General features: G+C 47.7%; 7 protein-coding genes. 1 reads left to right on the forward strand and 6 read right to left on the reverse strand.

Annotation, left to right across the window (positions count from 1 at the left end; translation table 11 throughout):
* The coding region (locus B5F07_RS14650) for a chitobiase/beta-hexosaminidase C-terminal domain-containing protein (RefSeq protein WP_140398031.1) at positions 1 to 4345 on the reverse strand (4345 nt) is incomplete at its 3' end.
* Between the two features lie 310 nt (positions 4346 to 4655).
* Positions 4656 to 9836 (reverse strand): Ig-like domain-containing protein, encoded by a 5181-nt coding sequence (locus tag B5F07_RS14655; RefSeq protein ID WP_162613139.1) that lies wholly within the window; start codon positions 9834 to 9836, stop codon positions 4656 to 4658.
* Between the two features lie 371 nt (positions 9837 to 10207).
* Here B5F07_RS14655 and B5F07_RS14660 point away from each other — a divergent pair, with 371 nt between their 5' ends.
* Positions 10208 to 10510 (forward strand): phage holin family protein, encoded by a 303-nt coding sequence (locus B5F07_RS14660; protein ID WP_087162034.1) that lies wholly within the window; start codon positions 10208 to 10210, stop codon positions 10508 to 10510.
* 65 nt (positions 10511 to 10575) lie between these two features.
* On the opposite strand, the gene B5F07_RS14665 is transcribed toward B5F07_RS14660, so the two are convergent.
* From B5F07_RS14665 to B5F07_RS14675, 4 genes are all read right to left on the reverse strand, one after another.
* The gene (locus tag B5F07_RS14665) at positions 10576 to 10944 is read right to left on the reverse strand and encodes a hypothetical protein (protein ID WP_087162035.1); all 369 of its coding nucleotides are present in this window, start codon (positions 10942 to 10944) and stop codon (positions 10576 to 10578) included.
* A gap of 39 nt (positions 10945 to 10983) precedes the next feature.
* Positions 10984 to 11238: a hypothetical protein gene (locus B5F07_RS14670; protein WP_087162072.1), complete on the reverse strand. Its 255-nt coding sequence runs from the start codon at positions 11236 to 11238 to the stop codon at positions 10984 to 10986.
* Between the two features lie 156 nt (positions 11239 to 11394).
* The gene (locus tag B5F07_RS22645) at positions 11395 to 11559 is read right to left on the reverse strand and encodes a hypothetical protein (RefSeq protein ID WP_162613140.1); all 165 of its coding nucleotides are present in this window, start codon (positions 11557 to 11559) and stop codon (positions 11395 to 11397) included.
* Between the two features lie 121 nt (positions 11560 to 11680).
* A complete protein-coding gene (locus tag B5F07_RS14675; RefSeq protein ID WP_087162036.1) occupies positions 11681 to 12229 on the reverse strand; it encodes a GNAT family N-acetyltransferase in 549 nt (182 codons plus the stop codon).
* Positions 12230 to 12231 lie beyond the last annotated feature (2 nt).

The following is a 12231-nucleotide window of genomic DNA, read 5'->3' on the forward strand; positions in this document are numbered from 1 at the left end:
CAGTCGGTTCACCCGGATTCTCCTCCTCGATCGGCACCAGTGCGTCCCTTGCTGCCGCCAGTTCTTTCTCTGCCTGATCCACTACTGCCTGGTCGTCCACAGACAGGGACGCATCTGCGAGCACTGCATTTGCCTGCGCCAGCGCCACATTGAACACTGCCACGGACTCCTCAGTGTATTTCGTCAGATCCAGATCTTTGAGGCTGTCAACCAGCTTCTGCAGATTGTCCTTGTTTGCTTTGTATCTCTGCATGAGGATTGCATCGAGCAGGTCGTCGGCTGCCTTCTGTACATCTTCTTCCAGAGCATCACCATCTCCATATACTTCCTGCGCTGCCGCCAGAGTGTCTTCAAGTATCTGCCAGTTTGCTTCTACATACCGATCCGCATTTGCGGTCATTTCTTCTGCACGTCTGATCAGGAGTTCCAGGTTCGTCTTATCTCCCTGAACAACTCCCAGTCCCCAGATGCCTTCCAGAAGGTTATTCCATGCCGCGTCTACTTCTGCCTGGGTTGCATTTTCATTGTCCAGTACAGCTTTGGCCTGCTCTTTCACCTGACCAAAATATTTCGCTGCGCTGTCTGTCACGCCGTCGGTAGACAGGGTAAGTGCATAGTCATAGGTCTTCTGAAGGAGCGTTTTGTTCACCGGCTCCGGTTCCGGTTCTTCCGGTTCTCCGTTTTCAATCGTATAGGTAATCTCAATCACATCACTGTATAAAGCCCCTTCTTTTATTGCTGTGAATTTTAGAACAGTTGTCTCTTCAATACAAAGGGTTTCACCCGGGACATAATAAATTCCATTTTCCGCCGTCCGCGGATCGCTTCCATCCAGTGTATAAAAGATATTCTGCCCCTCTGCCGCCGGTGTCAGCGTCACTCCAACATGCTCAGCGTACACTCCTCCTTCCATATTTGCGGACGGATTCGGTGTTTTCTGACGGGTCACTTTAATATCATCAACACAGTAATCCACACTGATTCCATCAAATCCAATCGTACCGTTCCCGTTTGCGCTGTCGCTGTATTCGAATACTTTTTCACCGTCAATATAGGCTGTGATTAATCCATCCACCGTTGTGATACTGTAATCGTGCCAGCTTCCCTCGTAATTTTCCGAAGCCGGAGCGGAAACCATGTCCGTGTCACCGCCGGCTCTCCTGTATAGAGCGAAGTCTCCGCTGGCCCTGCGGTATTTCAGAGAATACCGGTTAAAGTTTCCTTTATCGTCCTGGGAGCCTGCATACCATACCGGAGCCATGTTGTCCCAGTCATATGCCCCGCCAACGCCCCAGTTGTTGATCTTGATCCGGCATTCAAACGTATAGTTTGACCAGTCCATGCCGTCGGCAACATATACCAGATCATCCTGAGAAGTCACATGCATAACCATATTCTCCGGATCTTCTGTATCCGGGATGATCTCGATTATCGCATTGCCCTTCTGGGCTGCAAATTCCGTCGGATTCTCAGATTCAAAGTCTTCCGCAAACAGTTCTGCTTCCGGCTCTTCCGGAGCTGTCGGCAGCGGAAGGTCCTCTACCGGAGGCGCATCCTGTCCGCCGTACACATACAGCTGATCAAAGAATGCCTTGCCACCCTTTCCTTCCCAGTCGCCCATACCGATGTAGTTAAATGATGTTGCCACACCGTCGGACTCGTCGTACGTCGCCACCAGCTGATCGTCGATGTACAGCTTCACATCTGATCCGAAGCTGTAATCAAATTTAAACGTGTGCCAGCCAAAGCAACGCTTCACATCTGTCTGAATCAGCTCGTCGCCCTTCTTGATCATGTAATAGTCTTTGGATACGCTTCCCACTGCGCCAAGTCCCAGTGCATTTTCACCGTCGTCCACACGCAGGAAGGAATTCGGCAGGATCTCCGTAGGCACGGCATCCCCGCGGTCATTGTTTGCATAGTCTTTCCTTCTGTCCATGTATTTGACTTCCACGATCTTGTGCAGGTCATTGTCAAATGTACGGCTCACTACCACGCCGTTGGGATTCAGGTCGGCGTTGATCGGCAGGGATCTTCTTCCCACATGCGGATCTTCTGACATATAGCCGTAGCCGATATGCATTTCCACATTTCCTTTTTCTACAGTCCACTTTGTCAGATCCAGATTCCGGGACGCTTCAAAATCATCATAGAAATACAGATCTTTCGGAGCCCCGTCATAGGTTCTCTTAGCCACCCGGTATTCTTCCGGGAAACTCTCTGTCAGGCCGATCTTGTCATATTCCATCTTACTGTTGTCAAAAGTCTTCAGCTGGTCATCGGAATAGAGATTGTTCGTGCAGTTTTCATAATAGTACATATCCCCGTATCCGTCTCCCTGGGACTGATCCCGGATGGCGAGCAGATGGTGCTGGGTGTTCGCCGCCTGAATGTTGGTGAACTGGCTTCCACTTGCGCCCATGGCCGTGTCCAGACCACCGACTGTACACTTCTCGATTACAGACGGATCCGCTCCGATATCTGTGATCAGCATCTGATCAAAATAGTTGTAGCGGTCAATACTCGTATCGATACCTTCCAGGTTCGTCTTCAGATCATTCGGATCATTGGAACCGTGCAACGCCTGCACATCTTTTCCTGCAAGCAGCCAGCTTAAGAACACCGCGCTGTCTTCGCCCGCATCCTGCTGTGCGTCATGAACATGAATATATTTGAAATGATTTCCAACCGTGTACATATCTCTGATCTCATCGTAATTGCTGTCAGCGCCGTAGCGGTCGCGCCGGTAGCCGCCGAGAACAAGGATTGCACGTTTCGGAGTATCATAGATCTCCATGTTTGTAAACGTATTCTGTCCGGAACTCATCAGAGTGAATCCGACTGCATGTCCGACCAGTTCACCCACCTCGTGGATCAGCACGTTTTCTACAGTATTATGATTATTGTATTTTCCGATGCCCGGATATCCGCCTTCAAAAATCAGTCCGCCGTAACCGGTATTTTCAATTACAGAGTTCGTCAACACCTGATTCTGGTTGTCGCCCGCATAGATAATTCCATACAGACCGGAGTTCTTTACTCTTGTGTTTGTGATCGTAATATCATGGGCGTCTGTCACTGTGATGGAACCTACGCGGAACTCCTCGCGATCCACACTCTCACAGTAAGACGGATTCGTGCTTCCCTCTGAAGCCGCCGGGAAATGACCGATCCCCGCATCTGTGTCTCCCCAGTTCCAGGAATATGTGAAATAATCCGCAAACTCCGTGTCTTTTACTGCCAGTCCGTCAAAAGTAATGTTATGTACCTGTTTATCCGGATCCGGTTCGTCCGCCAGATTCTCCTTGTCCGCTCCTTTGAAATAGACAGCCGTCTGCATAGTAGGCACGATGATCGTCTGTTCCTCAATGGCGCCGTCCTCTGCCTTCGGATAATAGTAAATGGTACCTGTGGATTTATTGTAGTGGTACTCTCCCTCTACATCCATGAAAGCAAGATTTCCCTGAAGGAAATATCTTGCGCCGGTCCCGATATTATATTTTGTACGGTATTTCTCCGGATAGTCCGCAGGCGGCTCCGGAAATTTGAACTCGCTGTTTTCTGTGCTGATCGTGGCAATCGGTACGGTATTGGTAAACCAGTCCCAGTCGCCGCCGTCCCATACGAACACCTGGGCGATCTCTTCCTCGCCGCGTTCCTGTGCATGTACCATACCCTGAATGGTCTTCTCATCCAGATCAGCGGCATTATAGTACATGTTCAAATCGTTGTTGTGTCCGCCGGTAGAACGCATATATTCACCTTTGGCCATAGGGAAAAACGGATTGTTGTCCCGGTTTCTCGTACGCGCCATCGTCGCACGCTCATCGTTTACATAGAGGGTGTTAAACTCATACTTTTCCGGATCAAGCTGAGTCTTGTAGACCTTGCCGAGCAAAGACTCGTCCAGATCATATTCGCTGACGTCCGTCTCGTCCGCCAGTACCCATCCGCTGATCCGCTCTCCGCCGATCAGGTTCGCTTTGCCGACGCCGTCCGAGCTCCGGTAAATCACTTCGAATCCGTTCGTACCGGAGTCCCCTTCATCGAACATCAGCGTATCTCCCAGATAGTAGTCGCCCGCACCGATATTTACGATAATATTTCCTGTCATATTATCATTGATCTCATCCACTGCCTGCCGTGCACGCTCTACTGTAGCAAACGGGCTGTCTTTGCTCCCGTTATTTTCGTCGCTGCCGTTAACCGACACATAAAACTCTTTCTGCACATCTTCTCCTGCCGCCTCCGCTGTACTTCCCTTTACCGGCAACGCAGCAGCCGATCCGATGATCATGGCCGATGCCAGGGCAAACGACATGGATCTTCGTACTGTTCTTTTCAATATTCATCCTCCTCTTCCTTAAAAACATAACTCTGCTTTTCCCGGACCCTCCTTCTCATCCGCGCTATATCTAATAATCTGGCATAAATTTCCACCATTTTCATCACTGTTTTTTAACAATTTCTCCAAAAAACATCACTTTCTTTTTTGCTTTTTCCAACAGGCAGACCAAGGCGTCAATAGCCCTGTGGAGATTCTGTATTTTCTCTGAATACACTCATTTTCTATATCCGGAAGAATAATGCCGGGGTGGCAAACTTTATACATTTCTCCACCCCGGCACTCTTTTCAAAGCTGCTAAACTATACTTTTATTTTCTCTTTCTCCTTGCGATCACTGTCCCGCCTGCCAGTGCCGCAGCCGCAAGCATCACTGCCGCTGCGCCTGCTACCGGAGCTGTGTCACCTGTCTTCGCAGCTTTTTCTCCATCCGCTTTTGCCTGATCATCCGGGCTGTTCTGACCATTGTTACCGTTTCCATACTGGCTGTCGGATCCGCTCTGGTTATCAGAACCTCCCTGGTTTCCGGAGTTCTCGTCTCCCACTCCGCCATCCGGATTTTTTCCATCGTCCGGATTACTCGGGTCGCTCGGATCGCTCGGGTCACTTGGATCGCTTGGCTCACTCGGGTTGCTCGGGTCACTCGGCTCCGTCGGGTCACTCGGATCGCTCGGATCCTCTGGATCGGTCGGATCCGTCGGGGCACTCGGATCGGTTGGCTCTTCCGGATCGGTCGGATCAGTCGGTTCACCCGGATTCTCCTCCTCGATCGGCACCAGTGCGTCCCGTGCTGCCGACAGTTCTTTCTCTGCCTGATCCACGACTGCCTGGTCGTCCACAGACAGGGATGCATCTGCGAGCACTGCATTTGCCTGCGCCAACGCCACATTGAACACTGCCACGGACTCCTCTGTGTATTTCGTCAGATCCAGATCTTTGAGGCTGTCAACCAGCTTCTGCAGATTGTCTTTATTTGCTTTGTATCTCTGCATGAGGATCGCGTCGAGCAGTTCGTCGGCTGCTTTCTGTACATCTTCTTCCAGAGCGTCCCCGTCTCCATATACTTCCCGCGCTGCTGTCAGAGTTTCTTCAAGTATCTGCCAGTTTGCTTCTACATACCGGTCTGCATTTGCAGTCATTTCTTCTGCACGTCTGATCAGGAGTTCCAGGTTCGCCTTATCTCCCTGAACGACACCCAGTCCCCAGATTCCTTCCAACAGGTTATTCCATGCCGCATCTACTTCTTCCTGGGTTGCATTTTCATTGTCCAGTACAGCTTTGGCCTGCTCTTTTACCTGACCAAAATATTTCGCCGCGCTGTCTGTCACGCCGTCGGTAGACAGGGTAAGTGCATAGTCATAGGTCTTCTGAAGGAGCGTTTTGTTCACCGGCTCCGGTTCGTCCGAACCTCCCGTCACTACTACTTTCTGCAGCAGCACCGGTGCATATCCATCTGCCTTTGCCGGAAGAATTACTGTTCCTGCCTCTGCATACAGGGAAGCATCTGCTTCTGCATATGTAAGAGCAAGCTCTTTCTCTCCTGACAGGCACTGCGCAGATACAGTGGACGGAAGCTGCGGCGTTGTACCCGCTGCCGTCTCTACATCCGCAAGCGCGGAAACGGACTGGATGCCGTCTGCTGTAACCTGTACGCTGACTGTCTCATTGTAGTCTGCCAGTACGCCGTAAGCTGTGAATTCTCCCACTGTTTTGTACAGCCACGGATTGATCATCTTCCATGAAACTGTGGCATTAGTTTCTGTGTCGTTCTCAAACGTCACTTTTACTTCCGACGGAAGCTGCGGTGCTGTGCCCGCTTCTGTTGTCACCGGAGCGATTTCGTCAACTGCTGTGACTGCAACACTGTTGTCAATGTAGATTGTGTAATCTCTGTTTCCTGCAGAGGTTACCTCTGAGATCACAAGAGCGTTCATTCCTGTAATCAGATCCAGTTCTGCGGATCCTGTTTCTGCAAAATCCTCGGTAATGTCTGCGCCGTTCAGAGCGATCTTAACATCTGCTCCTTCCAGTACAGCCTCCGGTTTTGTCATGGTAACCGGCTGAGACTTGTCCACAATCTGAGCACTGTACATATAGTACTGCGGATTATACTCTCCGTTGACCTCGGCATTCGTCAGACCAAAGTTGTCCGGATACTCCACATAGGTCGGATTTGAGATGATCTGGATATCATCCATGTATACCTTTGCGTTGATTCCGCCAAATCCGATCCCGCCATATGTATAAGAACCGTCATCCACAGAAATCAATGGCTGTCCGTCTAAGATAAATCCAACTTTACCATCGAATGTCTGAATCTGAAGTTCATGCCATTTGCCTGCATCAAATCCTTCCGGTACTGCTGCGCGCCCCAGTACAGAGTCGCCACTGCTCGCATGTTTACAAATTTCAAAGTAGGCCTCTCCAGCATCAAACCCATTACCGCCGTTGATATTTCTTCTGTAAACGATCTGGTATGAGCCAGGATTAGTCTCCTTACTGTCACCGTCCAGATTGGTCATGACAAAAATTGTGAAATTGTCATATGCTTTTCCAAGTACATTCTGATCGCCCCATCCTTCAAATTTCCACTTCAGATTTACCACATAATTATCCCAGTCCTTGTTGCCAGTCTGGTAGAAATTGTGTCCATCCTGAATGTCGATATAGAGTACATTATTATCTGAATTGTCCGGATCTGCCACAACCTCCATCTGCGACTTGTCATTTGTCGGTTTAAACGCCGGGAGTTCCCCATCTTCCAGATCCAGATAGAGCTGTTCCTTATTGTCATTGGATGCGTCATATTCCGGAGGAGCCGGAAGCGTTATGTTACCCGGATCTTCTGTTTCTGCACCGCCGTAGATGTAAAGCTGGTCGTAGTAAGCGATTCCCACACCGTCGTCTGATCCAAGGGACACGTAATCAAATCCGTCTGCGTCCACTGTTTTTACAAATGTGCCATCAATGTATAATTTCACATCTGTTCCGGATGTATAGTCGAATTTCAGCTCATGCCATCCGAAAGTTCTCTGCACTTCTGTCGCTTCTTTTTTGCCACCGATCTGAACGATATAATTGTTCATATTATTGCTGTCCAGTCCGATACCGATAATGTTTTCTCCGTCGTCTGCTCTCGCAATTGAAGTAACTTTAGCCGAGTTGCTTCTCCCCGAATCATAAGCAGCAAGATTATTATTCTGACGGTCAAACATCATAACCGTCACCACTTTGCTGAGCTGCTGCTCAAATTCACGGTACAGTTTTGCTTTTCCGGAAAGCTCAAGACCCTGTTTTCCGCTGAGCGGATCCTCTGAGTACCACTGTGTTGTGATCTCCGGAGTGCCGCCTTCTGAAGCCCATTTTGTATAATTCAGTCCGCTCTCGAAGTCTTCCTCAAAGTACAGGTCGTCCGGCGTCTCGACAAAGTCTTTTGTCGCCGAATTCATAAATTCTGCCGGGTAATCTGCTGTCACGCCGATCTTGTCGTATTCCATTCTGGAATCGTCAAACTTGTCGATCTCATTTACCATCGTACCGTAATCAATATTGACGTTGTCAAACTTGATCACATCACCGTACTGTTTGATCGTATTAACCTCAATGTTGAAGTTCATCGGATTTACGGCTTTTACATTGCTCAGCTCAAATCCGGAACATCCCATATCGAGGTTGATACAGTTCGGTCCGAGGTCTGTCATGGTCGGATTGGCTCCTGTAGAGTCAATGATCATCTGATTGATATAGTTTGGCTTGTAATTCTCACTTCCCTTATACAGGTAGCATCCGAAGAATGCGCCGTCGTCACCACCGTCCTGCTGACAGTCATGGATATAAATATACTCAAATGTATTATGGTGGGAGTACATATCTGTCATGGCATTAAAGTCTGCATCTCCATCCGGATAGGACTGGTTCGGATTTCTGCTGTTTCCTGCCGTAATAAAGACGCCGCGTCTCGGTGAATTATAAACTTCCAGGTTCGAAAACGTATTATAGCCGGACTGCTGTACTGTAAGTCCTGTCGCCTGACCAATCAGCTCGCCCACATTGTGGATTACCGTATTGCGGACAATATTGTCGCGGCTGTAGCCATCTCCGTTCTCATCCCCGGCAACTCCCGGATATCCGCCGTCAATATTAACTCCGCCGTGTCCGGTGTAGTTGATGAGGCAGTTCTCAATTACAGTATTCTGATTTGCCAGATATACCTCAATACCGAACATACCCGTGTTTGTAATATGGGATTTGGAGATCGTGATATTTTTTGTGTTCTTTAACGTAATATTTCCATACTGGAACTCAATACGCTCTGTCTGCTCGCAGTAGGACGGCTGAGTGCTGCCCTCTGCTTCAGCCGGATAAAAGCCGAGACCGTCTCCCGCATCTCCCCAGTTCCATCCGTAAGCATACCAGTCCGTGGTATTGGTATCCTTAAACGTGAGACCGGAGAACTCAATATTCTCTACCATGCTGTCACGGGATTCTCCTTCCACACGGATGATCTCTTTCACCTGAGGGATAACGATATCCTGCTCCTCGATGCCTCCTTCCTCCGGATAATAATAGAGGTCGCCTGTCGTCTTGTTGTAGTAATACTCTCCCGGAGCATCCAAAAATCCCAGATTCCCCTGTAGGAAATAACGCGCATTATTTCTGGTTGCATATTTCGGGCGATACATCTCCGGATGTCCATCTACCGTCTTGTATGTAAGCGTTCTCGCTGATGTATCAATCTCTGAAATCGGAATAGTATCTGTCATCCAGTCCCAGTATCCGCCGTCCCACATATACACCGAAGCGTCAAGATCCCCTCTCTCCTGTGCATTTACAAGGCCGGCTATCGCTTCTTCGTCAAGATCGCCTGCCTTGTAAATCAGATCACCTACTCCGCCGCCTTCAGATCTCATATACGGAGTAAGGGCGGATTCAAATCCGGCAACCTGCTCTTTATTCTGCGTGCGTGCCAGGGTTGCTCGCTCATCATTTACATAAATTGTATCAAATGTATAATCTGTTCCTACATTCGTCTTATACACTTTGCCCACTGCTGAATCCGGCAGATCTGCATCAGCCCCTTCATTTTCCACAAGTTTCCATGCTGAATCCACCTGCTTTCCTCCGATGAAAGCTGCACTGGCAATTCCGTCCAGATTCTGATATACGATTTTATGCCCGTTCGTACCAGAATCCTGCTCGTCAAACACAATCGTCTCGTCAATGTAATAATCGCCCTCTGCGATAAATACATAAATGTCCCCGGTCATGTTGTCATTGATCTCCCTCACAGCATCCCGCGCCGCTTCCAACGTTGCAAACGGGTGCTCATAGGAGCCGTCATTTGAGTCACTTCCATCAGGAGAGACAAAAAATTCAGCCTGGATCGTCCCCTCTTCCGCCGAAGCAGATGCAGGAATCATTCCTGCTGTCATTCCTGCTGTCAATGCAGCAGACAATGCCAGCGAAACTGGCTTCTTCCATTTTTGTTTCATGTGTACTTTTCCTCCGTTCCTGTTAGTTTGTTTTGACATTTATTTAGCCATACAAACACTTATATATTCAACAACGTTTTTTGCTGATATATAGAAATATTAAAAATCTGTACAAAATCCGCACTTTTCAGTTACAGTCGAAAAAATCTGAGTTGTGAAAAAACGATATCCCGGGATGCAGTCTCACACAGCTCATTCCAACCTGATACTGAATTTCATTGTATGACTAAAATCCATCTGATAAAATATGGTCAGGGAAACAATGAACAGGAACATTTAGGGCCCAATCAAAAACAGCACCACCCGCCCAGCCAAATCATAAAATGAAATAACAGCTGTTTCGGTACGGAAAGCCGTACCGGGAAAAGGAGATGCAAACCTTGGAACAGATCACAAACTATGTAAAACCGGAACTGCTCGTCGTCGCGATTGTTCTGTATTTAATCGGCGTGGGATTGAAGAGGGCCCAGAAAGTAAAAGACAATTTTATTCCTCTGATCCTTGGCGGGATCGGCATTGCCATCTGCACGCTGTGGGTTCTGGCAGTCAGTCCGCTCGAGACGGGACAGGAGATCGCCATGGCTGTCTTTACGGCAGTTGTCCAGGGCATACTGGTCGCAGGTCTGAGCACATACGTCAACCAGATCGGCAAGCAGATGGGAAAAGATAGTTAAAAAGCAGTCGGGCTGCTGCATGAGTGAATGAATTTATCATCTTCTCATACAACAGCCCTATTTTTCTATTTCAGTCCCTTTGTCAGTGGGATCAGACTCATCAGCAGGATGATACCGACAATTCCGACTATGATTCCGATGATCATATTGCTCCATACCATCGTCAGGCACATGCCGACTCCGAGAACAAGCGCTCCGATAATTCCCAACAGAACAGTTCCTATCATTTTCCCTGACACTCTGACAGGGCTCTTATTCTCCATCTTTCTCCATACAAGAACCATAATCAGCAGTACAACCGCTCCGATTACCCCCATCACAATTCCCTGGTTAAATGCATTCCACTCCGGAATCAGCGCCATACACATTCCCAGTGCAAACAGGATTCCTCCGATTGTTCCCAAGATCATTGCCACAAAAGTGCTCTTTTTCATGATGATATTCTCTCCTTCTTCTTTTCTCTCAGTTCTTATTTAATTCTTTTCTGTTCTGGCTGCTTCTCTTTCTCTCTGCTCTTCCGCCAGTCTTGCCTTTGCTTCCTCTACGGTTTCTCCGTCTTTTGTCAGGAATTCATCGACAAAAGAATCCGAGATTTTTGTGAAGCCGCTGACAGCGCCTTCCTCGATTTTCTTATAGCCGCCGACCACGGTATCTTCTATCTTTTTGTAGACGCCGACAACCTTCTCTGCGATCTTTTCATTTGCCTTTACCAGCTTTGATCTCGCCATAATTGCTACCTCCTTAATGTTTACCTCGTTTTCATGATATAAGAATACAAGCCATTCTTTTTTAAAACGTTTCCGTTTTGTTTCTGAAATATTAATCTTCATAAAAAAGAGATACCGGATCTTTCCAGTACCTCTTGTGCCCTTACTTATAGGAACTTATTCAGTTTTGTCATATTTTTCTATCATAGCCCTCTCATATACGCCTTCCTCCTGATCTCTTTTCAGAGAGTCTGCATATTTTGAGAGCCTGCCATATGTGTTACTGTGATTTGCAGATATCACAAATGGCATTCCATTTTCTAAAACACTCCATTTTTCCATAGTGATGCCTCCGTTTGTAATGCAAACGTACTACATATATGCTGTTTTTGTCAATAGTTTCGGATAATACTGAATATTAAAGAAAGCCCAGTGAATTGTTGTTATAAAACCAAACTGCAATCTAACGCTCAGATTTCAACAGTGCATAATAGCAGGCGTCACATATCCCCCGGTTATTTCGATCAGAACTACGCAAAGTTCCCTCATACTTCATCCCGCATTTTTCCATGACTTTTCCTGAATTGGGGTTCCGCGGATCATGGCGGCACTCTATACGATTTACGCCTTCTATATCAAAAAGGAAATCCATAACTGCTTTTAATGCCTCTGATGTGATACCCTTATGCCACCAGCTTTTTCCAATACAATAGCCGATCCGTGCCATAGAAACATCTTCGTCCATATGCACCACAGCTATACTTCCGATAGGTTCTCCTTTTTCCTTCAATACGATGGTCCATTGATAATAACTTTCGCTATCATATTCCTTTACCCATTCTTCTATAACCCTCTGGCTTACTTCCTGACTGGAATGGGGAGGCCACGTTAAATATTTTGTAACATCCTCGTCCGCCGCCCAGTTTTTATACATTGCTTCAGCATCTTCATTCACAAATCTTCTCAAAACTAATCTCTCAGTTTCTAGTCTTTGCGTACCACTATGTTTCATAA

The sequence above is a fragment of the Lachnoclostridium sp. An169 genome (assembly GCF_002160525.1).
Taxonomy (GTDB): Bacteria; Bacillota; Clostridia; order Lachnospirales; family Lachnospiraceae; genus Mediterraneibacter; species Mediterraneibacter cottocaccae.

What these genes read in the sequence shown, in the direction of transcription:
- B5F07_RS14655 (WP_162613139.1), bottom strand. Translation starts at nt 9,836, where the DNA reads ATGAAACAAAAATGGAAGAAGCCAGTTTCGCTGGCATTGTCTGCTGCA.
- B5F07_RS14660 (WP_087162034.1), top strand. Translation starts at nt 10,208, where the DNA reads ATGCAAACCTTGGAACAGATCACAAACTATGTAAAACCGGAACTGCTC.
- B5F07_RS14665 (WP_087162035.1), bottom strand. Translation starts at nt 10,944, where the DNA reads ATGAAAAAGAGCACTTTTGTGGCAATGATCTTGGGAACAATCGGAGGA.
- B5F07_RS14670 (WP_087162072.1), bottom strand. Translation starts at nt 11,238, where the DNA reads ATGGCGAGATCAAAGCTGGTAAAGGCAAATGAAAAGATCGCAGAGAAG.
- B5F07_RS22645 (WP_162613140.1), bottom strand. Translation starts at nt 11,559, where the DNA reads ATGGAAAAATGGAGTGTTTTAGAAAATGGAATGCCATTTGTGATATCT.
- B5F07_RS14675 (WP_087162036.1), bottom strand. Translation starts at nt 12,229, where the DNA reads ATGAAACATAGTGGTACGCAAAGACTAGAAACTGAGAGATTAGTTTTG.